Consider the following 25,919-nt stretch of genomic DNA (forward strand, 5'->3'; position numbering starts at 1 on the left):
AACATGACGAACGATTTGTTTTCAGCTGAGCATATTTGTACACACCTAGGCGATGATTATGGCCGTTTTCATGGGGCGGTTGTTCCTCCTATCTACCAAAACTCGCTGTTTGTCTTTGATAATTTTGACCGGCTCACAGAAGCGATGAAGGACGAGCAAGGCAGTTATTTATATTGGCGCGGGACGAATCCAACCGTTGAAATTGTCGAGAAAAAATTGGCCGCACTGGAAAAAGGCGAGAAATGTAAATTATTCGCCTCCGGGATGGCAGCTATCTCGGCAGCGATTTTAACCTTCCTGCAAGCTGGTGATCATGTGTTAAGCATCAGCAATATTTACGGACCGACGACGAAATTTTTTACCTATGTTGAGAAATTCGGGATCAGCCATACGAATACGCTTCACACGGATCTTGAGGCGATCGAGTCATTGATTCAACCAAATACAAAGGTGATTTATTTAGAAAGCCCAACGACCATGTCCTTTAAGCTTGTCGATTTGAAAGCGATTGCTTCGATTGCCAAGCAGCGCGGAATTAAAACGATTATTGATAACACCTGGGCGACTCCGTTGTTCCAGAATCCAATTACATATGGCATTGATATCGTCGTTCACTCGGTTTCCAAGTATTTAGGGGGACATAGTGATCTTGTCGGCGGAGCCCTGATTACAAGCAATGAAATCATGGATCATCTTTTTTACCATGAATATCAATTACTCGGCGGGGTGATGCCGCCCTATGAGGCGTGGTTATTAATGCGCGGACTGCGCACCCTTCCGCTCCGCATGAGAGCACATCAAGAGAGCGGAATGAAAATGGCGTTATTTTTAGAAAACCATCCTTCTGTAAAAAAAGTTCATTACCCAGGCTTACAAAGTTCACCTGACTATGAACTCGGCAGACAGCAATTAAAGGGCTATGCCGGTTTGATGAGCTTCGAGCTCGTGAAGAATTCGTTCGAGTCAGTACGGCAAGTATTAAACAGTTTAAAACTTTTCCAAATTGGCGTTTCCTGGGGCGGTTTCGAAAGTTTAGCCATCTCCCCAAACTATGGATATAACACCGAACAACTAGTTGCCAGCGGCATCGACCCGGGCTTAATCCGCATATCCGTAGGTTTAGAGAACATCGACGAATTAATAGCAGACATGAACGCAGCGTTGTGAGTGGGACGAGGGGCATGTCCCTGCTTTCGGTATAGGAGGAGTTTATTCCTTTTATATAAAGGTTGTGTTAAAGAACATTGTTGATTTTGAGCACAATGTTGATTGGAGTGGAGGGCGCGAGACTCCTGCGGGAGCAGCGGGACAGGTGAGACCCCGCAGGCACTTTAGCGCCGAGGAGGCTCACCGCCCGCCCCGCGGAAAGCTCGCGCCTGGAACGGAAATCAACATTCACTTTTAACACAGCCTAATAAAAAAAACATGTCAGAGGGGGATTAAAATTTGATGCATCATCTTAAAAATGGATTTCTGCTTTTGGTGTTAATGATGGTATTTATGGGTCTCATCGCAGGCTGCAGCTCAGATGCAGGAACAAAGGAAAAAGACGGAAAAGTCACATTAAGGATGGTTGAGAGTATCACAAGCCCTGCAAGAACAAAGCTGTTAAAGGAAATGTTAAAGAAGTTTGAAGATGAAAATCCAACTATTAAAGTAGAGTTGATTTCCCCGCCTCTAAAGAGTGCAGACGAAAAAATATCCCAAATGCTGATGGCGAAAGAGGATATTGATGTTTTGGAAGTTCGCGAACAAACGGTTAAAAACTTCTCCAATAATAAATTTATTGAGGATCTTTCCCCATATACAAGCAAGTGGGAGAATTGGGATACGTTAACGGAAACGATTAAGCACGGAGCTACTGCTATTGACAATAAACCTTACTATATTCCCTATGGTGTTTATGAAAAAACATTATTCTATCGAAAAGATTGGTTTGAAGCGGCGGGCTTGGAGGTCCCAAAAACGTGGGATGATTTAGTTGCGGCTGCTATTAAACTAACAGACCCTTCCAAAAATCGCTATGGCTATAGTTTCAGGGGTGGTGCGGGTTCGCCGGATTATATCGAATTTATGACCTGGTCCTACTTGGGTAAGCAAATCGCGCAAAAGGATGCTTATTTCACCCAAGATGGAAAAGTGATGTTTGAAACACCTGAAGCGGGAAAAGTCCTCGATACCTTTGTGAAATTGTACAAAGAAGCTTCCCCGCCAGATTCGATTAGCTGGAGCTATCCGGAAATGGTTCAAGGCTTCACCTCCGGCATGACGGCCATGTTGATTCAAGATCCAGAGGTTATTGTTACAGCTGAAGAAAATATGGAAAAAGGAACATGGGCGACAGCTCCACTGCCTAAGGGAACACCATCTGGGGTAGCCCAACAGCCTGCGGGAACAGCTGGCTGGGGAATCGGCGCATTTTCTAAACATAAAGAGGAGGCCTGGAAGCTTGTTGCTTTCCTATCCAGCCCTGAACAAAATTTATTCTTCGCGAAAAATAATTCATTAATTCCGATCCATTTAAGTGCCGGAGATGATCCGTACTTCAAGGAAGGCTATTTTAGTTCCTATATTGAAATGAATGCCAAGCCGGAAGAATTCTTGATTGCGGACCGCCCTGTTGAGTATAAGGGTTATGCTGAATACCGATCATTGGCTGAGAAGGATATCCAGGCCCTGCTGTTAGGTAAGGAATCGAAGGAAGCTGTATTATCCAAATGGACGGATTTTTGGAAAAAGGAAAAAGAAAATAAAAAATAACGTCGATTGGGGGCAGTTCTTTTCTGCTGCCCTCGTTTCTTTTTCTATGGAAAAGGGGCGGAGCGCCGCATAAACTAATCGATATAACCAGTCGTTGTGAAAATATACAATTCGTACTTTGAATAGGTGAAGCCGAGCTCTGCTCACACCGCCTTTATTATGTTGGTGCATTACTCATATAAAATACATTTCCATGCATGGGTTGGAAGTTGAAACTCATGTTAGGTTTTTTGAAAGGAGAATCTATAAACTTGAAAACGCAAACTGAAACCGTTGCAGAACGAGGCTTGCCGTCGTTTCTTATATCTAAACATGGACTTTTTATTTTCCTTTGTTTACTTCCAGCTTTATTACTTGTAACTGTTTTTATCTATTATCCCTTGTTCAAAGGGGTAATCATGGCTTTTCAAAATTATTCATTATTTGACTTAACGAATATTAATTTTATCGGCCTGGAAAACTTCAAAACGGTAATGGCTGAGTCTGGTTTTAAAGAGTCACTGATTAATAGCTTCTACTGGGTGTTTTTTTCATTGATTCCTCAATTTGTGATTGGTTTCATCGTCGCCCTTTTATTAAGGAGGAAGTTTCGCGGCAGAGGGATTTATCAGGCATTCATCTTTTTTCCATGGGCAATGTCCGGTTTTTTAATTGGTTTGATTTGGCGCTGGATGTTAAATGGCCAGAGTGGTGTGATTAACGACTTGTTGCTGAAGCTGCATCTAATTGATTCTGCCATACCGTTCTTATCGGACCCGAACTGGGCGATGGTTTCAGTCATCGTCGCGAATGTTTGGTATGGGATTACCTTCTTTGCGATCATGATTTTAGCTGCCTTGCAATCGATTCCCGATGAATTGTTTGAAGCCGCTAAGATTGACGGGGCCAACTATGTCCAACAGCTTTTCAAGATAACCATTCCTTATATCATGCCAACCCTTATTGTCACGACCCTATTACGGGTTATTTGGATTTTAAACTTCCCAGATTTGATCTATTCGCTAACAAACGGCGGACCTGCTGGTTCAACTCATATTCTTTCGACTTTTATGCTGGAGAAAATTATTTTTGGACAAAACTACGGACAAGCAGCGGCTGTCGGTGTAATTATGATTTTCTTACTGCTGTTCTTTTCTATTTTCTATGTATTGGCTACGAAATTTAATAAGGCGGGTGATTTTTAATGGTGAGACAGATCAACTGGCGATTGCTGTTTAAGGTTATTTTTCTATCCTTATTCCTTGTCTTTACTGTGTTTCCGCTTTACTGGATTTTCATTACTTCCTTAAAACCAGGGAAGGATATGTTTACGTTCCCGATTCACTATTGGCCGGAAACAATTACGTTTGATAATTATATTAATATCTTTAAGATTTCTAGCTTTAATATCTATATTGTAAATAGTTTAATTCTATCGATTGTCGCAGGGTTTTTCTCGCTAATCATTGCGCTCTTAAGCGGATATGTTCTTGCCCGCTTTGAGTTTAAAGGCAAGACACAAGTCATTTTTGCTTTCTTTATTACGCAAATGATTCCCATCTTTATTGGTCTTGCTCCGTTATATTTATTAATGTCTAAGCTGCAGCTGCTCAATAAGTTACCATCGCTTATGCTCATGTATACGGTGATGATGATTCCTTTTTGTACGGTGATAATGAAGGGTTTCTTCGAACGGATTCCTTCTAGTCTTGAAGAAGCGGCGATGATTGATGGATGTTCGCGAATTACCGCTTTATTTAAAGTCATCATCCCCGTTATGCTGCCTGGTATCGCGGCTACCTTTATTTTTGCCTTTGTCCAATGCTGGAACGAATTGTTTCTAGCGATTATGTTCATCGACAAGGAGGAGGCAAAAACGATTCCCGTAGCCATGAATTCCTTTATCACGAAATTTGATATTGATTGGGGCGCCATGTCGGCAGCAACCGTCCTATCCGTCATCCCAACACTCATCCTATTCGCATTCGCCCAGAAATACATCGTAGAAGGAATGACCCAAGGATCTGTTAAGGGGTAGGGACATACACCTTGTCCCGGTTGCTATATTACCTTATGGTAACCATTTCCTATATCCTTCCAAATGCAGAGCTTGGCACGGATGAATTGGTATTGGTTTGCATCCCATCACCCGACCGAGCTATTATCGGAGCTAGGGAAATGGTGGCAGAAGGAATTGCCCAAGTAGTCCCCATTTCCTGAATCATATGGTGTAAAATTAGGAATTGAACCATTAACGTTCATTAATGGAAGGGGATTACGATGACAACAGATTCAATGACAAAGCCATTAATTGAAATTGAACATATTGGCAAGACCTATCAAACAAGAAATGGCGAGGTTCCCGCTGTAAAGGACCTTCATTTCAATGTCCATGATGGGGAGTTTGTTTCCCTTTTAGGCCCAAGCGGTTGCGGCAAGAGTACGTTACTGATGATTATTTCCGGTTTAGTGAAACAAACGCAGGGCAGGGTAAGGGTAAAAGGGGAAGAGGTTAATGAACCCAGAACGGATGTCGGGATTATTTTTCAAAAGCCTTTGCTATTAGAGTGGCGAACCATTCTTGATAATATATTGCTGCAGGCTGAGATCAGAAAATTACCCTTAAACGAGTATCGGGTTAAAGCTAAGGAATTACTGAAATTAGTTGGACTCGAAGGGTTTGAGAATAAATATCCTAACGAACTTTCCGGGGGTATGCAGCAGCGTGTTGCCATATGCAGAGCACTTCTGCATGATCCGCAAATCTTACTAATGGATGAGCCCTTTGGTGCCTTGGACGCGCTAACAAGGGAACGAATGGGGTCTGATATCGAACATCTTTGGATGAAGCATAAAAAAACATGCTTTTTAATCACCCACGATATAGAAGAAGCCGTCATGCTGTCTGACCGAGTATTAATCCTTTCGAATCGACCTTGTGAAGTGAAAAAGGAAATCAAGATAGACTTTCCGCGCCCAAGGCATTGGAGTTTAAGAGAAACGCAAAAGTTCGGAGAATACACGCACCAAATTCGAGATGTCTTCACGGAAATGGGCGTTTTAGCAAGGAATTAAGGCTCCGTTTTTTCGGCTAGCGGGACATGTGGGACAGGAACCCTGTCCCACTCAAACCTGCAAAAGTAAAAAAAGCCTCACATCGAGGCTAATTGGTATAAGCTATTGAATAGAATGTAAAGTCATTTGTTGACCTCTGTTTCCTTCAAGTGTTAGGGTTACGTTTTTCCCTTGGTAGGTAAATAATTCATTTATCATGTTGCCTGTGGCTTTTGCTCCATACGTTTGGCCATCAGGCGTGATGAAACGAAAAGTTCCTTCAGGGTCTATTCCTCCTATTTGTGCCGCTACTATTATTTGATTCGGAGTAGCAGCAGTTGTCGAAGGGATGTTGATAGTTTGGCCAATTTGCAGCTTTGTTGGGTTTACTGTTGGATTTATTGCTTGAATGGCCGAGGCAGAGACCCCTATTGCTTTACCGACTTTTGTAAACGTATCACCGCTCTTGATTATATATACAGATGAACTTACTGGTGTGCTGTTGGCTTTAGTAGGCTCAATTTTTGTATTTACCGGTTCATTATTCGTTAAATATGTCGCACTAACAAACGCTGTTTTGCCGCCCCACTGTATCTGAGCCCAACCATTAGAGGTTGCTGTTACAGAGACACGGTCGTTTAATTTTAACGAACCTAGTATAGCACTGCTCGTAGAGGCAGCTTCTCTAACTCGTAACGATGATGCTGTGACAACCATTGTTTTTGCTTGAGATGCAACTGCTTGGTTTTGTAAAAGATAGGCAGTACTCACAAAACAAACTCGCCCGTTAATCAGAATGCCGGCCCATCCGTTTTCTACGAATGCCACCTTGACAACATCCCCTTTTTTATAGGTTCTAATAATACTACTTGTAGTGGTCGGCTGCGAGCGAACATTTAAAGTCGTGGCGGTAACAGTTCTGTCCTCTACTTTTGGTAAAAGAATTTTTTTACCGTCAATGGAAGACAGCCCGTTGGCTTCTAATATTTCCTGCGCTGTAACCCCATGTTTTGCAGCGATCGTTTCAATTTTTTCACCACTTTTAACCTGATAAGTATATTCTTGAATAAAGGCTGCTGCATCCGCAGTGATTGTATACAAGCCAAGAACAACGGTAAATATACCTGTCACTATAAGTTTTTTGACTAAATTTTTTTGAATCCATTGGTTAACCTGTGAAACATATGTATGCCAATTTGCTCGAATATCATTAATAAATCCTTTAACATCTAGTACATTGCGAATATCAAACTGTATGCTTTTATAATACTCGCGTTTTTCCATCCTGGAAGTGAAAACAGGTACACTTTTTGTTTGCTTTTGGCTTTTTCCATACGTTTCTTTCCTGCTTAATGTTACTTCACCATTTACAACCAATTCTTTTCTCAAATTCACCATTTCTCCATTTCTCTCTTTATTAGTAAGAAAAATAAGACCAACATCCCATGATCTTCCCCCTCTACACCATTCGAAATGCTCAACCGTTTTCTGTCCATGGGACATGGGGACTGGCACATTGTCCCGAACGGTAAATATTCATTTAATTTTTGGTCAATAATGAAATGGTGGTGATTTGATTAAAACTGAAGGATGGATAAAGTGGAAAACTTAATCATTACGATTTCACGGACTTGTGTTTCGTTTTTAATTTTGATGATGGTGTCGTTATGGATTGGAAAACAAGTGAACTCGGGTAATAACCATTACAACTTTGCCTTATCGATTACAATTGGTTCGTTTATTGCCAATATGGGATTTGATACCTATTTAAAATTTATTCCGATGCTGGCAGCGTTCATTGCTCTTATCTCCATGTATTTTCTTAGTTCTCTTATATCTACTCACAGCAGACGTTTTCGCTTGTTGCTTTCCGGGGAACCGACAGTCGTTATGGAGAATGGAAAAATTTTGGATGGGAATATGAAAAAAGTAAGATATACATTAGACGATTTAAATCAGCAGCTGCGGGAGCAGGGGGTATTTGATGTATTTCAGGTGGAATATGCCCTTTTAGAGGCTAGTGGCAAGTTATCGGTCATGAAAAAGGAAAAGTTTCAATCTTTAACCAAAGGAGATTATCATCCAACCCAACTTCATTCAGAAATACAGCTTCCAATCGAACTGATTATGGATGGGGTGGCTGTTGAGAAGAATTTTGACTCGCAATATTCCAGCACATGGCTTAACCAGGAATTAAAATTGAGAAATTTGCAAATGAAAGAAATTCAATATGCCGTCATCTCATCAAATGGTTCCCTCTTTATCGATCTATTGGAGGATCATATAAATGCTCCATTAGACCGCGAATAGGGAAAAGGCACCGTGTCCCATAATAAAAAAGTGGTTCACGATGCCTTTCCCCCGTCCTTAGTGATTAACGAGATAGCGGTCATACATTTCTAAATCCTCTAGAAGGCTGTGTTTATAGATTACTAACGCTTTTTTGACGATGGTGCTATGGTTCCCGGAGTTAAGCTCCTGCTCACAATCAGCTAATTCCTTGTTCTTGACTAAGCTAAGCTCATAAAAAATGTTTCCTAATTCTCGCCCCATTATTTTGCCCCCCAACTCTCCAGACTATAAAACTATTTCATAGCTTCAGCATTGACAACATTTTCATAGATTATACGCAGAAAGGGATGAGGAGCCTGTTTTTCGCCCCCACTTTATACAAAAAAGGGACAAGGAGCCTGCCCCTCGTCCCACTAAAATTTAGAGTTGTATTGTCTATCCCATTCTTCATCGGATTTTGTCAGATAGAGTATTCCTTCAATTAATCCAATAATGCTCGGAATACCTGTCCAGCAAAATAAAAGATATAAGATTCCCATTCCAATTTTACCAAGGTAAAATTTATGTACTCCGAAACAGCCTAATAAAATAGCTAATACTCCAGCAGCCACTTTAGATTTCATGTGATTCACCCCCTAATTATCATAATATACAATTGTTATCCACTTCGTCTATATCTTTAATATGGAAAATTTCCGATTTTTGCAAAAGGGACAGGAAGCGTGACCTACCCCTTCGGACAAGGAGCCTGTCCCCATGTCCCTAGCTGCCACCAACGGCATTTTTTCCTGATGATTTTACTTTATACATTGCTGTATCGGCACTTTTTAATAAGGATGAAGGGGTATCGCCGTGTTTTGCGAAGGCGATGCCGATGCTGGCGGAAATCAGCAAATCATTGACCTTTAGCTGTAATTCCCTCAAAATGTCCGCTGCAATTTCGGAAGCCTCTTCTTTATCGGTCCCTAATAACATGACAATAAACTCATCACCGCCAAGGCGGCTTATAAAAGTAACATCATTTCGAAACCGTTTTAATCGGTTGGCCACTTCTTTTAATATGTGATCTCCCTGTTCGTGTCCATACGTATCATTCACCTGTTTAAATCCGTCCAAATCAATGAACATGAGGGAAACGGATGGCTCTCCCTGTATAGAGGCCGATAACTTTTCCATAAAGTAATGGCGGTTGGGAAGACCTGTTAGCGAATCATACATGGCGATTTTTTTTAATTTCCGATTCAAACTTTGTAACTGTAATTGTTTTTCTGTTAATTTCTCCGATAATAATCCTACACTAATTGAACATAAAAAAGTAACGATGGCAACACCGAGATGGAGCGATAATTCTTGGTTAACTAATTCTGCCACTTTTAGGTACTTTTCATAAAGTAACCAAAACAAGTGGTAGATATTAACGGTCAATGCGGCAAAGAGTCCACCTGCAAATCCTAAATAATAGGAAAAAATAAAGCATGGAAACAATAATAAAAACCAAACCATATCATCAATATAAAATATATCTAACTTAGTTAAAAAACCTGGACTGATCGTTAATACAACGCACAACGCGATGACAACTTTAGGTATTTTCCGCACCGATTCCATATTGATACTTAATATCATAGATTCTCCCCCCTTTTGAACGAACCCATTTATCCTACTAAACTCTTCATTAGTCTGCTTATAATTTTAGCATGTTTTGTCGAATTTTAGGACAATGAATTAGCCGAATTACGATAGTGGAAAGTCAACATTTTCTAGTATGATAAACATATGGAGTAAGCGTTTCCAACTGGGAGGTGATGATAATGACGAAATACAGTATTGCTGTTGATATTGGCGCTTCAAGCGGCCGACTTATTTTAGGCTATCTAGAAAAAGGGTTATTAAAACTAGAAGAAATCCATCGGTTTGAAAACAAAATGGTGAAAAAAGGTGATTCCTTCTGCTGGGAAGCCGATAAACTTTTTCAAGAGATAAAAAATGGTTTAAAAAAATGCAAAGAACTAGGCATCAAACCGGATAGTATCGGAATTGATACCTGGGCAGTCGACTTTGTGTTATTAGATGATGAAGACCAACCGTTGACAGAGGCGGTCTCCTATCGGGATCCAAGAACAGACGGAATGATGGAACAGGTTTTTGAAAAAATCATGAAGGAGCGTCTGTACCTTGAAACAGGCATCCAGTTCCAAAAGTTTAATACCATCTATCAATTGTATTCTTTAAAACAAAACTCACCGGAAATTTTAGAAAAAGCGAAATCATTCTTAATGATTCCGGATTATTTCAATTTTTTACTTACAGGAAAAAAAGCAAACGAATATACGAATGCTACATCCACACAGTTGGTGAATGCCTTTACGAAAAAGTGGGATCATGGATTATTGGATTTATTGGGGATTAATAAGGAAATGTTCCAAGAAATGAAGACTCCGAAAACGGTTCTTGGAACATTAAAAGAAGAATTGGTTTCAGAGTTAGGCTTTGACCTCCAAGTGATTCTTCCAGCGACACATGACACAGGGTCCGCTGTTGCTGCTGTTCCTGAAGAAGACCAAACGATTTATATCAGCTCCGGTACATGGTCGTTGATTGGGGTTGAAAACGATTTCCCAATTTGTATCACGAAAGCTTTGGACTACAATTTCACGAATGAGGGCGGGATTGATTATCAATACCGTTTCTTAAAAAACATTATGGGTCTTTGGATGATTCAAGAGGTCAAACGAAACTATAATGATGAATATTCCTTTGCCGAGCTTGTTGATTTAGCCAGCGCTGTCAATGACTTTAAGGCCATTGTTAACGTTAACAATGACCGCTTCTTAAAGCCTGATAACATGGTGCAGGAAATCATGAATTATTGTGTGGAAACGGGTCAGCAAATACCTGTTACACCTGGGGAAGTTGCAAAATGCGTATATGATAGTTTAGCAGTCAGCTATCAGGAAGCCATTCACGAAATTGAAGAAATTTTTGAAAAGGAATTTGAAAAAATTAATGTGATTGGCGGCGGTTGTCAAAATGAAAGGCTGAATCAACTTGTTGCCGATGTAACGAAGAAAGAGGTACACGCAGGACCTGTTGAAGCGACTGCCATCGGCAATATTGCAGCGCAGTTAATGGCCCTTGATGAAATTCAAGATAGCAAGGAAGCAAGGTTGATTGTTAAAAAATCATTCGAAATAAAAAAATATGTACCTGCAGCACCTATTAAAGATTGATCATAGGGAGGAAGAAATTGATGTCTACTCAAGAAAACTATGAACTTGCAAAAAAGGCTTATGAAAAATGGGGAATTGATGTTGAGCAAGTAATCGAAACCTTAAAAAGTGTTCCGATTTCGATTCATTGCTGGCAAGGCGATGACATCGGCGGATTTGAAGTAAATCCAAACGAATTATCTGGTGGTATTTCCGTTACAGGAAATTATCCAGGTAAGGCATCGACACCAGAAGAATTAAGAGCTGACTTAGAAAAAGCACTTTCCTTGATTCCAGGTAAACATCGCGTCAATTTACATGCCATTTATGCGGAAACAAATGGAGAAGTCGTGGAGAGAGATCAATTAGAACCAAAGCATTTTGAAAACTGGGTGAAATGGGCAAAGGAAAATGGTTTAGGTTTAGACTACAATCCAACTCTATTCTCACATCCGAAAGCAGCTGACGGATTGACACTTTCTCATCCAAACGAAGAAATTCGTGAGTTTTGGATTAATCACTGTATTGGCAGCCGAAAAATTGCCGAGTATTTCGGAAAAGAGCTTGGCAAACCTGCATTAACGAATATATGGATTCCGGATGGCTACAAGGATATTCCAAGTGACCGACTGACTCCAAGAAAAAGATTAAAAGATTCATTAGATAAGATTTTTGCAGTAGAAGTGGATGAGAAGTATAACTTGGATGCGGTAGAAAGCAAATTGTTTGGAATCGGTTCTGAAGCATATGTAGTGGGCTCTCACGAATTTTATTTAAACTATGCAATCAAAAATAACAAATTGTGCTTACTAGATACAGGTCACTATCACCCAACAGAAACAGTTTCAAATAAGATTTCATCGATGCTTCTATTTAGTGAAAAGGTTGCCCTGCACGTTTCAAGACCGGTTCGCTGGGACAGTGACCATGTCGTGATCCTTGATGATGAATTAAAAGAAATTGCCTTAGAAATTGTACGTAATGATGCGTTAGACCGTATCATCATCGGACTAGATTTCTTCGATGCCAGCATCAATCGTGTTGCAGCTTGGACAATCGGCACCCGCAACATGATCAAGGCGTTACTATACGCAATGTTAGTACCAAATGAATATTTAAAACAGCTTCAAGAAGAAGGCAACTATACAGAAAGATTAGCGTTAATGGAAGAATTCAAAACATATCCATTTGGAGCAGTGTGGGATTACTATTGCGAAAAAATGGGCGTTCCAGTAAAAGAATCTTGGTTAGAAGAAATAATAGCGTATGAAAAGCAAGTTTTGTCAAGACGATAATCGGACGGGGGATGGTGGGACATGGGGTGGACGCGGGACAGGCACCTTGTCCCATTTTTTGTGCCCATTCGTGCGATATTTTGGAGAAGATGGTCACAATAATCTACTAATTGTGCCCATTCGTGCGATATTTTGGAGGGGATGGTCACAATAACCTATTAATTGTGCCCGTTCGTGTGATTTTTTCAGGGGGACGGTCACAATAACCGGGAATTGTGACCGTTCCAATCAAAAGGTACCAATCAATCACCACTTACGACACATTTCCGGGGACTTACGACACATTCTTACGAAATTTACGACACATCTCTGCAGACTTACGACACATTCTACGAAACTTACGACATATTTCCGGAGACTTACGACAATTGCTGGAAAGTAATGGGAATTACCGTGAATTCCGTCCACTTACAACATATAATAGCAATTAAATAGAAACCGCCACTTAGGGGGAATATAAATTGAGTTTATACAGATTTATTGCATCAAATCATCCACTAGTTGAGGTCGATTACAGTGGTTTTATTGAAATGAAAGTCAGGGATATTAAAATGTTAGAACCTATTCCTGAACCGCCTGTAACCTATCAATCATGGGATGAAGTGGATCCAGATGCGACGATACTATATGCCAAGGATGAGGCAGATCTTGGCGGACTATGTATAGCATTATGTGATAATCCACCCTATGGTTTAGAACGTTATATTGAAAAAAGTCATATTTACTGGCTCGAAGGGGATTTCCACTCAAAGTTTTTGAATCAACTTACCAAATATGTGAAGGCAAACGTTCGGAAGGAAGATTTTGTCGAACTTTGGTCAATCTGGTTTGGAGAAAATAAAGAATCAAAACATGTTAAAAAAGTGTATCAAAATCAAATCTCTCCCGCCGACTTCGAAATTCTCCGCCATCATGAATGCTGTTGCCTACTCATTGTATAGTGGGACGAGGGCGACTTGTCCCTCATCCTCTTGTCCTGTTTTGTCAAAAAACGGAGAATTATGGGGAATGGATTCTGTAGACAGACTTTTCCGAATATAATACGCTTAAGTTACATCTTATTAAAGTGATTTTAAGAAGTCCTCTAGGTATTACATATTATTATTAAGGAAAATGAGGGGGAGTGGATATTTTCAACAAGAAAAATTGTAAACGCTTCAAATATTAAAATAAAAAATTGGGGGAAATAGAAATGAAGAAAAGATGGCTATCGCTAGTTTCATTGTTACTAGTATTCTCATTTATCATTTCAGGTTGTTCCAGCTCAACTTCCACAAAGGATAAAGACGACAAAAAAGGGGCGAAATTAGAGATTTTTAGCTGGTGGACAGGGGCCGGTGAAGAGGATGGCCTGAAGGCATTAATCAAGCTTTTTAAGGAAAAATATCCTAATGTTCCCGTTGAAAATGCTGCTGTAGCAGGTGGTGCCGGAACGAACGCAAAAGCAGTTCTTGCCAGCAGGATGCAAGGGAATGATCCGCCAGCGACGTTCCAAGTTCACGGTGGTGCAGAGTTGAATGCAGGCTGGGTAGCTGCAGGAAAAATGGAGCCGCTTAATGATCTTTATGACAAAGAAGGCTGGAAAGATAAATTCCCGCAATCTTTAATCGATATGGTAAGCAAGGATGGAAATATTTACTCCGTTCCGGTGAATATTCACCGCGGGAATGTCATTTGGTATAGCAAAAAAATCTTTGCCGACAATGGCTTAACTCCTCCGAAAACATTCGATGAGTTTTTTGCCGTAGCCGATAAGCTGAAAGCGAAAGGCATTACTCCATTATCATTGGGCGACAAAGAGCCATGGACGGCCACGATGCTATTTGAAGATATCCTCGTTGGAACGATTGGCACGGAAAAGTACAATAAACTTTGGTCTGGTGACCTTCCGCTAAATGATCCAGGTGTAGTCGAAGCAACAAAAACCTTTAAGAAAATGCTTGATTATGTGAATGCGGATCACAGCTCCCGTAACTGGCAGGATGCCTCACAAATGGTCGGCAAAGGTGAAGCGGCGATGAATGTCATGGGTGACTGGGCAAAGGGCTATTTTGTTAATGATTTAAAATTAAAGACGAATGAAGATTTTGGCTTTATCACCACTCCAGGTACTGAAGGAGACTTTTTAGTTATTACCGATACATTTGGATTGCCAAAAGGAGTTAAAAATCCAGATGATGTAAAGAAATTCTTGTCTGTCCTAGGGTCTGTTGAAGGTCAAGATGCCTTCAACCCATTGAAAGGTTCGATTCCGGCCCGGATTGATGCCGATCCAGGAAAATATGACGAATACGGAAAGCAAACAATCGCGGACTTTAAAGATGCCAAATTAGCACCAAGTTTGGCTCACGGTTCTGCAGCGCCAGAAGGCTTCCTAACGAAAGTCAACCAAGCGATTAACATCTTTGTCACGCAAAAAGATGTGGATCAATTTATCGACTCTTTAGTAGCGGCTTCTTCTGATTTGAAAAAATAAGGAATTTAAGAAAAAGGAGGAAGGAGGACCAGCTTCCTTCTTTTTCATACATAAATCATGTTAGGGGTTTTAAAGATGGAGCTAAACCGAACAGAGAAAAGATCAGCGGTCTTCCCTAAAACAAAAGCCAAACGGAATCGGAAGCTTACAACGGACCATATACTAGCCCTTTGTTTCATCCTGCCCTCGATTGTGCTGATTGCTGTATTTGTTTACGGATTTATTGGCTGGACAGGATATGTCAGCTTGAGTAACTGGAATACGTTAGTGCCCGACTTTTCCTTCGCCGGTTTAAAAAACTATGCGTATTTATTCCAAGACTACCGTTTCCAAGCAGATTTACGGAACACCTTAGTATTTACGGTCCTTTTTATCGCCGTAGTGGTCTTAGCGGGACAAGCGTTAGCTATTTTTCTAGATCAAAAGATTCGCGGGGAATCGCTTTTTCGAAACATTTTCTTTTTCCCGATGGCCTTATCATTTGTAGTAACGGGGGTTGTTTGGCAATGGCTGTTGAACCCAACAACCGGCGTCAATTTATTTTTGAAAAAATTCGGGCTCGATTCGATGTGGTACACGAATACCGATATCCTAGCCGGCTTTAAATGGGGGAAAATCGAGTTCGGTATTCCTGTTGCGATTATTGCCGTCGTCATTGCCGCCGTTTGGCAAATGACGGGTTTTTCGTTAGCGATGTATTTAGCGGGATTGCGTGCGATTCCGGAAGAGTTGAAGGAAGCTGCCAGAATTGACGGCGCCTCGGAGTTTAAAGTCTATCGAAAAGTAATTATTCCATTACTAAGGCCAATTACGGTCAGTGTTATTATTATCATGGCCCACATTTCGCTTAAAATATTTGATTTGATTTATGCGATGACAGGGCCGGGAGCGAATTTTGTGACCGATGTTCCCGGTGTTTATATGTTTGAAACAACCTTCCGCGGTAATTACTATGCAAACGGCGCCGCGATTGCGATCATCATGTTGCTGTTTGTCGCCATTTTTATTGTTCCATATCTCATTTCAAGTAGAAAGGGGGAGTCATAATGGCACTGAAAAGCATAAGCAAACCGTTGTTATATCTCGTTTTAATCGCACTGAGCTTATTTTTCCTCATGCCTGTTTATGTCATGGTTGTTACGAGCTTAAAACCATTGGACCAAGTTTCCTTGAGTGATATGTGGAAGCTACCGTCAGTCCTGGATTTTAGCAGTTATGCAACGGCCTTTACGAAATTGACTCCCAATCTATTAAATTCCTTTTACCTTGTCATTCCTGCGACATTGCTATCAGCGTTATTAGGTTCATTAAATGGCTACGTATTGTCGAAATGGAAGTTTAAAGGCTCGAATACGATTTTTACGCTAATCTTATTTGGGATGTTTATTCCATATCAAAGTATCTTAATTCCGATGATCCAATTCCTTCGCGAAATTGGTTTGTATAATACGATACCTGGTCTTGTTTTTGTCCATGTGGTTTACGGGCTTCCGATTACCACCTTAATGTTTCGAAACTTTTATGCCAATATTCCTGATGAAATGCTAGAATCGGCCAAGATTGACGGTGCAGGTTTTTTACGGGTGTTTCGCTATATCATGCTACCTCTGTCGATTACGGGATTTGTTGTGGTCGCAATTTGGCAATTCACCAACATTTGGAATGAATTCTTATTTGCAGTAACCATCACGACATCTGACCAGCAGCCGATCATGGTCGCCCTACAAAACCTTTCCGGAAGCCAAATCGTCCAATGGAATGTGCAAATGGCCGGAGCCCTGCTTGCTGCTCTGCCAACCTTAATTGTGTATATCTTTTTAGGAAAGTACTTTGTCAAAGGGCTGTTAGCAGGATCGGTAAAAGGGTAGTTTTTATCACTTTTAAAATAAGGGGGGTGATTGTGTTCTGAATTTATGAGATCTTTTTCAACTGACTTTAAAAAGATTTTAAAGGAGGATAAATTATGAAAAAAAGAGCACTAAAAAGGATTATTTCTAGTATCGTTTCCCTGGCTGTCCTAGCTGCTGTCCCAGTAATCCAAAAACCGTCAGTACTAGCGGCAGGGTCCGAATCTACAACATCAGCGAATACTGAATTCTTTACCTCGTTTGAGAAAAACGATCCACAACTGAATTGGACGAATACAGTGGAAACGGATGCAAATGGTAAGAAGATGACCTCAGGAATTGATGGGAATGTTAAGCGGGATTTAATCCTTGGCGATATTACCGATAAGGTTGTTCAAGTAACAGCGAGTGCAAACAATCCTCCAAATGAAATCGATTCTAAGTTGATCGATGGGGACCCGACGACAAAATGGTTAGCCTTTTTTCCAACTGCAAACATCGTCCTTAAGCTGTCTGAACCAGTGGCCGTTGTTAAATATGCCTTAACATCAGCGAATGACGCTAAAGGAAGGGACCCGAAAAACTGGACATTATACGGTTCTTTAGACGGAACAAATTGGACAGCGGTCGATACACGAGAAGGGGAAGATTTTAAAGATCGCTTCCAACGAAATATGTATGATTTAAAAAATACTACAAAGTACTTGTATTACAAATTGGACATTACGAAAAATGCCGGTGACAGTATTACCCAGTTAGCGGAAATTTCCTTATCCGACGGTATTGAAGTTCCACCACCGCCGCCAGGAGATATGAAGTCGATTATAGGTAAAGGCCCAACTAGCTCCTATACTGCTAAAACAAATGTGGGCTGGACTGGATTAGGTGCCCTCAATTATTCGGGTACACATCTTTCAGACGGAAGAGCGTATTCTTACAACAAGCTTTATGATGTCGACATCCTTGTTACCCCAGAAACAGAGCTTTCTTATTTTATTGCCCCAGAATTTACAGACAAAAATCATAATGACTATTCCAGCACATATGTCTCTGTGGACCTTGCCTTTACGGATGGAACCTACCTTCATGATTTAAAGGCAGTTGACCAGTATGGTGTAGGACTTAATCCGAAAGACCAAGGTGATTCAAAATACTTATACGTAAACCAATGGAACGTGATAAGAGCCAAGATTGGTTCCGTTGCAGCAGGTAAAACTATAAAAAGGATTCTCGTAGCCTACGATAATCCAAAAGGCCCTGGAGCATTTAGAGGAAGTATCGATGATATCAAAATTACCGGAAAACCGGTTCAGAAAACATATAATTCTCCAATTGACTATGTAAATATCCTTCGCGGGACACAATCGAACGGATCATTTTCTCGTGGGAATAACTTCCCTGCCGTTGCCGTTCCGCATGGATTTAACTTCTGGACACCAACTACTAATGCAGGATCTAGTTGGATCTATCAATATCATGAGAGCAACAGTGTCAATAATCTCCCACAAATCCAAGCCTTTTCTGTCAGCCATGAGCCAAGTCCTTGGATGGGGGATCGTCAGACATTCCAAGTGATGCCTTCGGATTCTTCGGCAACGACGCCAAGTGCGAATCGCAATACACGTGCATTAGAATATAAACATTCGAATGAAATTGCTCAGCCTCATTATTACAGCGTGAAATTTGAAAATGGGATACGTACGGAAATGACTCCAACAGACCATGCAGCTATGTTTAAATTTACCTTTACAGGTGCCACATCTAACCTCATTTTCGATAATGTTGACAACAATGGCGGCCTTACGATTGATGCTAACAAAGGAGAGATCACTGGATTTTCCGATGTGAAAAGCGGCCTATCTACAGGAGCAACGCGCTTGTTCGTCTACGCGGCATTTGATAAGCCTGTCATCAAAAGTGGCAAGTTAACAGGTGAAAGTAGAAACAATGTCACAGGATATATCCGGTTCGATACTTCTAAAGATGAAGACAAAGTTGTCACCATGAAAATTGCGACATCCTTAATTAGTGTGGAGCAAGCAAAGAAAAATCTCGAACAGGAAATCAGATTGAATGATACGTTTGAGGGACTAAAAGAAAAAGCGAAAACAGAGTGGAATAAAAAGTTGGGGATCATCGAAGTAGAAGGAGCTTCGGAGGATCAGCTCGTTACGCTTTATTCTAATTTATACCGCCTGTTCTTATATCCGAATTCTGCCTTTGAAAATGTCGGAACAACAACGGACCCTGTCTATAAGTATGCAAGTCCTTATTCGGCGGCAACCGGACAAAATACTGCTACCACAACTGGTGCGAAAATTGTCGACGGAAAAACGTATGTTAATAACGGATTCTGGGACACATACAGAACCGCATGGCCAGCCTATTCTTTATTAACACCAACATTTGCTGGTGAACTGATTGACGGATTTGTCCAGCAATACAGAGATGGCGGCTGGATTGCGCGGTGGTCTTCACCAGGATTTGCAAACTTAATGCCGGGTACGAGTTCGGATGTCGCCTTTGCGGATGCGTATCTTAAAGGGGTAACGAATTTTGATGTCCAGAGCTTTTACCAATCGGCGATTCGAAACGCAGAGGCCGTTAGCCCTAATGCCGGTACGGGCCGAAAAGGGTTAACAACTTCCATATTTGATGAATTTACCAATACATCAACGGGTGAAGGGTTAGCATGGGCAATGGATGGCTATATTAACGATTTCGGCATTGCCAATTTGGCCAAGGCTTTGAATGAAAAGGGCGACAAGAATGATCCTTACTATGCTAACTATGCTGCAGATTATCAGTACTTCCTGAATCGTGCGCAAAACTATGTGCATATGTTCAATCCATCCATAGAATTTTTTAATGGCAGAACAGCAAATGGGGCATGGAGATCAACACCGGATAACTTCAATCCTGCTGTTTGGGGCAACGATTATACAGAAACAAATGGCTGGAATATGGCGTTCCATGTACCGCAGGACGGACAGGGGCTGGCCAATCTCTACGGTGGAAAAGAGGGGCTGGCGACTAAGCTTGATCAATTCTTTAGTACACCAGAAACAGGATTGTTTCCTGGCTCATATGGCGGGACAATCCATGAAATGAGAGAAGCAAGAGATGTCAGAATGGGTATGTATGGCCATAGCAATCAGCCGTCACATCATATCGCCTACATGTATGATTACGCTGGACAGCCATGGAAGACACAGGAAAAGGTACGTGAAGCCCTTGATCGACTTTACATTGGCAGTGAAATAGGTCAAGGATATTCCGGAGATGAAGATAACGGTGAAATGTCTGCCTGGTATATCTTAAGTGCGATGGGATTCTATCCGCTTAAAATGGGTACACCTGAATATGCGATTGGTGCACCATTATTCAAAAAGGCAACCATCCATCTTGAAAATGGAAAATCGATTGTTATAAACGCTCCTAACAATAGCAAGGAAAACAAATATGTGCAAAGTATGAAAGTAAATGGAAAAGTATATTCTAAAACCTCCATATTACATGCGGATATCGCCAATGGTGCTGTAATTGATTTTGAAATGGGACCTAAGCCATCTAAATGGGGCAGCGGGGATCAGGACCTCCCGCAATCGATTACTCCGGGGTCTACTGATGGAACATCACTGTCTCCACTGCCATTACGAGATGTAACAGATCGTTTAATCGCAGTGGATAAAGGAGCTGTTACCGTAAGTGATGAGGGGAATGGACAATTATTGTTTGATAACACATCAAACACTCAATTATCTATGAAGAGTAAAACCCCATCGATTATGTATCAATTTAAGGAAGGCAAACAAAACGTAAAAATGTATACTTTGACTTCTTCAAAAGCTTCACAGAATGAGGATCCAAAATCTTGGGTATTAAAAGGTTCAAATGATGGGAAGAGTTGGAGCGTCCTTGATCAAAGAGAAAATGAAACGTTCCAATGGCGTCAATATACGAGGGCCTTTACGATTCAATATCCAGGGAAGTATTCACAGTATAAGCTCGAAATAACAGAAAATGCCGGAGCGGAGGTTACCACTTTAGCAGAGCTTGAGCTTCTAGGCTATGATGATGTAACCAATAGCTATCAGGCTGTGAATGAGCTAATGGAACAATTTAAACAGTCCAAAGACTTAACAGGACCAATGGCTGTACAATTGACCAACAGTTTAACCACATCGCTTGATCATTTCAAAAAGGAGCATAAGGATCAGGCAATCAAGCATCTGGAAGATTTCTTGAAGCACCTTAATAATAAAGCTTTACAGGACCGAATTTCTTCTAAGGCAAAAGGGGTCCTCTCTGCCGATGCGAATCAATTGATTTTATTACTATCAAGAGATTAAGTGATTAGATTTTGAAAAAATAAAACCGCAGTACCTGACCATGAATGTCGTAGGGGGCCATCTGCTCCTATGGCATTCTGGTTTTAAAATATCTAAGGTTTAAAATTAAATTAATTCATGTACATAATTTGTTATGCGGGGTATTTTTTATGAAAGAATATGTGGAGCAAAACCTTACGAAAAAGATGAATTCAATAAAAGTCCTTGATTTTATTCGGAAAAAGGGGCAGATTACGAAGGCAAAACTTGCTGAGGAGACTAAATTAACGTTCGCGGCGATTTCAAATATTATCAATGATTTAATCAAGAACGGCATGATTAAGGAATGCGGCGAGGGACTGTCAAGTGGCGGAAGAAAGCCGATTCTTTATGAATTGAATTCGGAAGCCTTGTATGTAATGGGGATCGATATAACCGTTGATGAAAAGGTAAGGTTTGGTTTATTTACCTTTAATACCGTACTGGTTAGTGAATTATGCCTGGATTCTCCGGTATTAAAAGGGCCGGACGAATATATCGAGATTATCAAAAAAGGAATAAGGGAGCTAATTGAGCAGGAAGGTATTGACTATCAAAAAATTGTAGGGATTGGGGTTTCCATCCCTGGACCAATTAACTCAATAACAGGCGAGGTCATCTCGCCACCCAATTTACCCCTATGGAGACAAGTTCCCTTAAAGAAAATTTTAGAAAAAGAACTTCAGATCCCCATCAAAATTGAAAAAGACGCCAATCTATCGGCACTGGGGGAAAAGTGGTTTGGAGCAGGGAGAGAGGCTGAAAATCTAGTTTACCTGTTTGTCGGTGAAGGGATCGGCAGCGGCGTAATCTTAAATGGCACGCTGATTAATAATAAAGGGTTTGGGATTGGTGAAATCGGCCACTGTACCATCGATAGCTTTGGGCCCCGCTGTAATTGCGGAAATTACGGGTGCTTGGAATTAAAAGCCTCTGGCCTTGCCATCGTGAAGAAGGTGAAAGAAGGATTACAGCTAGGTTATAAACCGAGTTATCATTATCCCGCTATTGAACAAATTTCGTTTTCTAACATATTAGAAGCAATTGAATCGAAAGATCAGTTTACCATCGAAGTGGTCGAAGAAGCAGCGAACTATCTCGGGATTGGTCTAACAAACGTGATTAATTATTTTAATCCAGACCTGATTATTATTGGCGGGAAACTTCCAGAGAAATATGAAAAAATGATCGAACTATCAGCCAGCATTGCTAGGAATCGCGCCATCGAAGTATTTCAAAAAGATCTATCCATCATCCCAGGCAGCCTAAAAGAAAAATCAACCATAATGGGCGCAGCCGCTTTAATATTAGAGGATATTTTTAGAAACTAGGGACCAGGTGACTTGTCCCAATTTTTGTGCCTGTTCGTGCGATTTATTGGAGGGGCCGGTCACAATAAGAAAGGACGAGGGGATAGGTCCATGAATGCTGTTGCCTACCATTGAATAGAGGGAAGCGAGGACAGGCACCTCGTTCGTCCCTCATCTCCCCTCTAAGTGGGACAAGGAGCCTGTCCCTTTGGTCTTGGAGAAGTTTCCGATTGCAACTCATACAGTTTATTAGCGTTAATAAAAGAAAACCGTCTAGGGAATAAAACCCTAGACGGTTTTCTGTGCTAGTCTATAATCCATATCTAATTTGGTTACGACCTTTACAATACCTTTTGCACTTCAGATTCATGGACTAATTCAATATTAAATTTGTTGCCGTTTTCCCTAATCTCCCAATAGCCGGAAGTATATTTGTGAATAACTGTATATAGCTTCCCCTTGTATTGCACTTCTTCCATTTCCAAAACTATCACCCTATCTATAAAAATGAGTGATACCATGTATATTCATTATCAATTGTTTTATTCCAAATACAAGTGGCGAGTGGACTTCACTCTTCACCCTGCTCCCTACAAATACTCAACATCGACACTTGCTCTCTCCTCGTTTCCAAATCTCACTCGAAGCGGCTCCAGTCCATTCCTCGCTCAAAGGGAGCTTGCGTGTTTCTATGGTGGAGATTGCTTCCATTCCTTCCAGAATCATTTCGGTTGACGCATATTCGCGTATCATATATTATTAATCCGAGATAATTACAACATAGATAACTAAAGGAGATTTTAATATAATGAACATATTAGTAGTAAAAGCAAATAACCGCCCAGCTTCAGAGGCTGTATCAAGTAAAATGTATGAAACTTTCATGGAGAACTTAGAAGGTGTGAACGTAACAACGTACGATGTGTTTGCGGAAGATATGCCTTACTTTGGTCAAGATTTATTCAATGCTTTTGGTAAAATGCAATCAGGTGAAGAGTTAACTGACGTTGAACAACGGATTTTAGCAGCTAAACAAAAAGCAATGGACGCTTTAACAGCAGCAGATGTGGTTGTTTTTGCATTCCCACTATGGAACTTAACAATTCCAGCTAAATTACAAACGTTCATCGACTATGTATATGCAGCAGGTTTCACCTTTAAATATGACGAGAATGGCCAATTAGTCAGCCTAATGACTGATAAAAAAGCCGTTATTTTAAGTGCACGCGGTGGTATTTACTCTACACCAGAGGCAGCACCAATGGAAATGGCTGCAACCTACATTAAAAACGTTGTTGGCGGCGTATTCGGGATGGAAATCGTTGATGAAGTTATTATCGAAGGTCATGCTGCAATGCCAGCACAAGCTGAAACCATCATTGCAGATGGTTTAGCAAAAGTAGCAGAAGTTGCAAGGAGCTTTTCTGCAGTTGCAGTTTAAGTAAGAGTCATAAAAAGGGGCCAGTCCTCCGCTGCTTTTAAGCAGCGGGGGATTGGTCCCTTTTTTTGGTCCTTTTTGCTCTTCGCAAATCAGCAAGATAAGGGTCAAAAGAACTAGAATATTCACAAATTTCCGAATTGATGTTTACTAAATTGCAATTAAAATGTAGTATGTCTATATACCTGTTAATTGTTTTACAATTTGAAAGAGTCGTAATTTGGTGATAAAAGGCAATTCGACAGGCCGCATACATAGTAAAAAAACAACAGGGAGGAGGATTGACGTGATTCGGTTTGATTCTGTTAACAAATATTATGGGGACTTTCATGTTCTCAAAAATATTAATCTAGAAATTAATAAAGGGGAAGTAGTCGTTGTCATCGGACCTTCTGGATCGGGGAAAAGTACAATGCTTCGCTGTATTAACCGGTTGGAAACAATCACTGACGGAGAATTAACCGTTAACGATTTGAAAGTGAATGACAAAAAGACGGATATCAATCAGTTGAGGCGAAATATTGGGATGGTATTTCAGCATTTTCACTTATATCCGCATAAAACCGTTCTTGAAAACATTACGACGGCACCCATGAAGGTATTAAAGCAATCGAAAGAGGAAGCGGAGAAAGTAGCAAGATATTATCTTGAAAAAGTAGGGATACCAGAAAAGGCAAACTCCTATCCATCTCAGTTGTCGGGGGGCCAGCAGCAAAGGGTTGCAATTGCAAGAGGACTTGCTATGAAACCTGAAATTATGCTGTTTGATGAGCCTACTTCTGCTCTGGATCCGGAAATGATTGGTGAAGTGCTGGATGTTATGAAAGCGTTGGCAAAAGAAGGGATGACGATGGTTGTCGTTACCCATGAAATGGGATTTGCCAGGGAAGTTGCTGATCGCATCATTTTCATGGACCACGGACAAATTCTTGAACAGGGAAAACCGGTTGATTTTTACGCGAACCCAAAAGAAGAAAGAGCGCGCCTATTTCTCAGCCGTATATTAAATCATTAAACTTAAGGGGGATTACTATGTTTAAGAGTAAAACAAGTAAGATTGCGGGGGTTCTTTTATTATCGGCTTCCATGCTGCTTTCAGCGTGTGGCAAAGGGGGAGATAAAGAAACGTCAGGTTCAGCAAAAAATGCTTTGGAGCAAATTAAATCAAAAGACAAAATTGTCATCGGTGTAAAATATGATACAAGATTATTTGGACTTAAGAACCCATCTACTGGTGAAGTAGAAGGTTTTGATATTGATATTTCAAAAGAGCTGGCAAAAGATCTTGTTGGTGACGCAAAAAAGGTTGAGTTTAAAGAGGTTACCTCCAAAACACGTATCCCAATGTTAAACAATGGCGATATTGATGCAATCGTCGCAACGATGACGATTTCTGAGGAACGTAAAAAAGAAGTTGATTTCTCAGATGTTTACTTTGATGCCGGACAATCACTGCTTGTCAAAAAGGGAAGCCCTATCAAAGGACTTGAAGATTTGAAAAAGGGTACGAAGGTTCTTGCGGTTAAAGGCTCAACATCGGCCATAAATATCCGTCAAAAAGCTCCAGACACTACTGTATTAGAATTTGAAAACTATACGGAAGCCTTTACAGCATTGAAAGCTGGCCAGGGCGATGCCTTAACGACGGATGATTCTATTCTTTATGGAATGGTTGACCAAGATTCAAACTATGAGTTGGTCGGTGGTACTTTTACGGATGAACCTTACGGAATTGCGGTTAAAAAAGGAAATAAAGAATTAGTCGACGCGATTAATAGCGCTTTGAAAAAGATGAAAGATAACGGAAAGTACGATGAAATTCACAAAAAATGGATTAAATCCAACTAACAGCTACTGATATCGGGATGGGCAGACCATGCTCATCCTGA

At 40.7% G+C, this 25,919-nt stretch carries 22 protein-coding genes and 1 pseudogene; 18 read left to right on the forward strand and 5 right to left on the reverse strand.

All coding sequences use genetic code 11. The features are described 5' to 3' along the window. The first annotated feature begins 3 nt into the window (after positions 1–3). From ACFVSW_RS04825 to ACFVSW_RS04850, 6 genes and pseudogenes are all read left to right on the forward strand, one after another. Positions 4–1,167, forward strand: a complete 1,164-nt coding sequence (locus ACFVSW_RS04825) for a trans-sulfuration enzyme family protein (RefSeq protein WP_387312893.1) — start codon at positions 4–6, stop codon at positions 1,165–1,167. Between the two features lie 282 nt (positions 1,168–1,449). After that, positions 1,450–2,760 (forward strand): ABC transporter substrate-binding protein, encoded by a 1,311-nt coding sequence (locus ACFVSW_RS04830; protein WP_387313428.1) that lies wholly within the window; start codon positions 1,450–1,452, stop codon positions 2,758–2,760. 251 nt (positions 2,761–3,011) lie between these two features. Then, positions 3,012–3,944 carry a carbohydrate ABC transporter permease gene (locus ACFVSW_RS04835; protein WP_024031159.1) on the forward strand — a complete coding sequence of 311 codons (933 nt, stop codon included), beginning with the start codon at positions 3,012–3,014 and terminating at the stop codon, positions 3,942–3,944. Next, positions 3,944–4,777, forward strand: a complete 834-nt coding sequence (locus ACFVSW_RS04840) for a carbohydrate ABC transporter permease (RefSeq protein WP_387312898.1) — start codon at positions 3,944–3,946, stop codon at positions 4,775–4,777. The genes ACFVSW_RS04835 and ACFVSW_RS04840 overlap by 1 nt, the downstream gene beginning before the upstream one ends. A 65-nt stretch (positions 4,778–4,842) precedes the next feature. Continuing rightward, positions 4,843–4,993, forward strand: a pseudogene (locus tag ACFVSW_RS04845) (sugar phosphate isomerase/epimerase); the annotation flags it as partial. A gap of 26 nt (positions 4,994–5,019) precedes the next feature. Beyond that, complete coding sequence (locus ACFVSW_RS04850) at positions 5,020–5,814, forward strand: ABC transporter ATP-binding protein (protein WP_387312900.1); 795 nt, start codon at positions 5,020–5,022, stop codon at positions 5,812–5,814. Between the two features lie 102 nt (positions 5,815–5,916). Here the strand turns inward: ACFVSW_RS04850 and ACFVSW_RS04855 are convergent, their stop codons facing one another. Beyond that, positions 5,917–7,182: an SH3 domain-containing protein gene (locus ACFVSW_RS04855; RefSeq protein ID WP_387312902.1), complete on the reverse strand. Its 1,266-nt coding sequence runs from the start codon at positions 7,180–7,182 to the stop codon at positions 5,917–5,919. Positions 7,183–7,383: 201 nt separating this feature from the next. On the opposite strand from ACFVSW_RS04855, the gene ACFVSW_RS04860 reads away from it, so the two are divergent. Continuing rightward, positions 7,384–8,103, forward strand: a complete 720-nt coding sequence (locus ACFVSW_RS04860) for a DUF421 domain-containing protein (protein ID WP_387312903.1) — start codon at positions 7,384–7,386, stop codon at positions 8,101–8,103. 57 nt (positions 8,104–8,160) lie between these two features. Here the strand turns inward: ACFVSW_RS04860 and ACFVSW_RS04865 are convergent, their stop codons facing one another. From ACFVSW_RS04865 to ACFVSW_RS04875, 3 genes are all read right to left on the reverse strand, one after another. Continuing rightward, positions 8,161–8,346, reverse strand: a complete 186-nt coding sequence (locus tag ACFVSW_RS04865) for a hypothetical protein (RefSeq protein ID WP_387312905.1) — start codon at positions 8,344–8,346, stop codon at positions 8,161–8,163. Between the two features lie 152 nt (positions 8,347–8,498). Continuing rightward, positions 8,499–8,708, reverse strand: coding sequence for a TM2 domain-containing protein (locus ACFVSW_RS04870; RefSeq protein WP_387312907.1), 210 nt, complete (start codon positions 8,706–8,708; stop codon positions 8,499–8,501). Between the two features lie 139 nt (positions 8,709–8,847). After that, complete coding sequence (locus ACFVSW_RS04875) at positions 8,848–9,711, reverse strand: GGDEF domain-containing protein (RefSeq protein WP_387312909.1); 864 nt, start codon at positions 9,709–9,711, stop codon at positions 8,848–8,850. Positions 9,712–9,896: 185 nt separating this feature from the next. Here ACFVSW_RS04875 and rhaB point away from each other — a divergent pair, with 185 nt between their 5' ends. From rhaB to ACFVSW_RS04915, 8 genes are all read left to right on the forward strand, one after another. Further along, positions 9,897–11,315, forward strand: coding sequence for a rhamnulokinase (gene rhaB / locus ACFVSW_RS04880; protein WP_387312912.1), 1,419 nt, complete (start codon positions 9,897–9,899; stop codon positions 11,313–11,315). Between the two features lie 20 nt (positions 11,316–11,335). Beyond that, positions 11,336–12,589 (forward strand): L-rhamnose isomerase, encoded by a 1,254-nt coding sequence (gene rhaA, locus ACFVSW_RS04885; RefSeq protein WP_387312914.1) that lies wholly within the window; start codon positions 11,336–11,338, stop codon positions 12,587–12,589. A gap of 461 nt (positions 12,590–13,050) precedes the next feature. Next, positions 13,051–13,530: a hypothetical protein gene (locus ACFVSW_RS04890; protein WP_387312917.1), complete on the forward strand. Its 480-nt coding sequence runs from the start codon at positions 13,051–13,053 to the stop codon at positions 13,528–13,530. Between the two features lie 251 nt (positions 13,531–13,781). Continuing rightward, the gene (locus ACFVSW_RS04895; RefSeq protein WP_387312919.1) at positions 13,782–15,065 is read left to right on the forward strand and encodes an ABC transporter substrate-binding protein; all 1,284 of its coding nucleotides are present in this window, start codon (positions 13,782–13,784) and stop codon (positions 15,063–15,065) included. A gap of 75 nt (positions 15,066–15,140) precedes the next feature. After that, positions 15,141–16,112 (forward strand): carbohydrate ABC transporter permease, encoded by a 972-nt coding sequence (locus ACFVSW_RS04900; protein WP_387312921.1) that lies wholly within the window; start codon positions 15,141–15,143, stop codon positions 16,110–16,112. Then, entirely contained in the window at positions 16,112–16,933 is an 822-nt protein-coding gene (locus ACFVSW_RS04905) for a carbohydrate ABC transporter permease (RefSeq protein ID WP_387312923.1), read from the forward strand. Before ACFVSW_RS04900 ends, ACFVSW_RS04905 begins: the two co-directional genes overlap by 1 nt. 95 nt (positions 16,934–17,028) lie before the next feature. After that, the gene (locus ACFVSW_RS04910) at positions 17,029–21,264 is read left to right on the forward strand and encodes a GH92 family glycosyl hydrolase (protein ID WP_387312925.1); all 4,236 of its coding nucleotides are present in this window, start codon (positions 17,029–17,031) and stop codon (positions 21,262–21,264) included. A 149-nt stretch (positions 21,265–21,413) separates the two neighbouring features. After that, complete coding sequence (locus ACFVSW_RS04915; RefSeq protein WP_387312928.1) at positions 21,414–22,613, forward strand: ROK family transcriptional regulator; 1,200 nt, start codon at positions 21,414–21,416, stop codon at positions 22,611–22,613. Positions 22,614–22,933: 320 nt separating this feature from the next. Here the strand turns inward: ACFVSW_RS04915 and ACFVSW_RS04920 are convergent, their stop codons facing one another. Further along, a complete protein-coding gene (locus tag ACFVSW_RS04920; RefSeq protein ID WP_387312930.1) occupies positions 22,934–23,077 on the reverse strand; it encodes a hypothetical protein in 144 nt (47 codons plus the stop codon). Positions 23,078–23,400: 323 nt separating this feature from the next. Here ACFVSW_RS04920 and ACFVSW_RS04925 point away from each other — a divergent pair, with 323 nt between their 5' ends. From ACFVSW_RS04925 to ACFVSW_RS04935, 3 genes are all read left to right on the forward strand, one after another. After that, the gene (locus ACFVSW_RS04925; RefSeq protein WP_387312932.1) at positions 23,401–24,033 is read left to right on the forward strand and encodes an FMN-dependent NADH-azoreductase; all 633 of its coding nucleotides are present in this window, start codon (positions 23,401–23,403) and stop codon (positions 24,031–24,033) included. Between the two features lie 283 nt (positions 24,034–24,316). Beyond that, positions 24,317–25,045: an amino acid ABC transporter ATP-binding protein gene (locus ACFVSW_RS04930; RefSeq protein WP_387312934.1), complete on the forward strand. Its 729-nt coding sequence runs from the start codon at positions 24,317–24,319 to the stop codon at positions 25,043–25,045. 17 nt (positions 25,046–25,062) lie between these two features. Continuing rightward, complete coding sequence (locus ACFVSW_RS04935; RefSeq protein ID WP_387312937.1) at positions 25,063–25,878, forward strand: transporter substrate-binding domain-containing protein; 816 nt, start codon at positions 25,063–25,065, stop codon at positions 25,876–25,878. Positions 25,879–25,919 lie beyond the last annotated feature (41 nt).

The sequence above is a fragment of the Neobacillus sp. NPDC058068 genome (assembly GCF_042885335.1).
GTDB lineage: Bacteria > Bacillota > Bacilli > Bacillales > Cytobacillaceae > Neobacillus.

What these genes read in the sequence shown, in the direction of transcription:
- ACFVSW_RS04910 (WP_387312925.1), top strand. Translation starts at nt 17,029, where the DNA reads ATGAAAAAAAGAGCACTAAAAAGGATTATTTCTAGTATCGTTTCCCTG.
- ACFVSW_RS04830 (WP_387313428.1), top strand. Translation starts at nt 1,450, where the DNA reads ATGCATCATCTTAAAAATGGATTTCTGCTTTTGGTGTTAATGATGGTA.
- ACFVSW_RS04935 (WP_387312937.1), top strand. Translation starts at nt 25,063, where the DNA reads ATGTTTAAGAGTAAAACAAGTAAGATTGCGGGGGTTCTTTTATTATCG.
- ACFVSW_RS04870 (WP_387312907.1), bottom strand. Translation starts at nt 8,708, where the DNA reads ATGAAATCTAAAGTGGCTGCTGGAGTATTAGCTATTTTATTAGGCTGT.
- ACFVSW_RS04825 (WP_387312893.1), top strand. Translation starts at nt 4, where the DNA reads ATGACGAACGATTTGTTTTCAGCTGAGCATATTTGTACACACCTAGGC.
- rhaB (WP_387312912.1), top strand. Translation starts at nt 9,897, where the DNA reads ATGACGAAATACAGTATTGCTGTTGATATTGGCGCTTCAAGCGGCCGA.
- ACFVSW_RS04895 (WP_387312919.1), top strand. Translation starts at nt 13,782, where the DNA reads ATGAAGAAAAGATGGCTATCGCTAGTTTCATTGTTACTAGTATTCTCA.
- rhaA (WP_387312914.1), top strand. Translation starts at nt 11,336, where the DNA reads ATGTCTACTCAAGAAAACTATGAACTTGCAAAAAAGGCTTATGAAAAA.
- ACFVSW_RS04865 (WP_387312905.1), bottom strand. Translation starts at nt 8,346, where the DNA reads ATGGGGCGAGAATTAGGAAACATTTTTTATGAGCTTAGCTTAGTCAAG.
- ACFVSW_RS04925 (WP_387312932.1), top strand. Translation starts at nt 23,401, where the DNA reads ATGAACATATTAGTAGTAAAAGCAAATAACCGCCCAGCTTCAGAGGCT.
- ACFVSW_RS04840 (WP_387312898.1), top strand. Translation starts at nt 3,944, where the DNA reads ATGGTGAGACAGATCAACTGGCGATTGCTGTTTAAGGTTATTTTTCTA.
- ACFVSW_RS04905 (WP_387312923.1), top strand. Translation starts at nt 16,112, where the DNA reads ATGGCACTGAAAAGCATAAGCAAACCGTTGTTATATCTCGTTTTAATC.
- ACFVSW_RS04875 (WP_387312909.1), bottom strand. Translation starts at nt 9,711, where the DNA reads ATGATATTAAGTATCAATATGGAATCGGTGCGGAAAATACCTAAAGTT.
- ACFVSW_RS04860 (WP_387312903.1), top strand. Translation starts at nt 7,384, where the DNA reads ATGGATAAAGTGGAAAACTTAATCATTACGATTTCACGGACTTGTGTT.
- ACFVSW_RS04850 (WP_387312900.1), top strand. Translation starts at nt 5,020, where the DNA reads ATGACAACAGATTCAATGACAAAGCCATTAATTGAAATTGAACATATT.
- ACFVSW_RS04900 (WP_387312921.1), top strand. Translation starts at nt 15,141, where the DNA reads ATGGAGCTAAACCGAACAGAGAAAAGATCAGCGGTCTTCCCTAAAACA.
- ACFVSW_RS04915 (WP_387312928.1), top strand. Translation starts at nt 21,414, where the DNA reads ATGAAAGAATATGTGGAGCAAAACCTTACGAAAAAGATGAATTCAATA.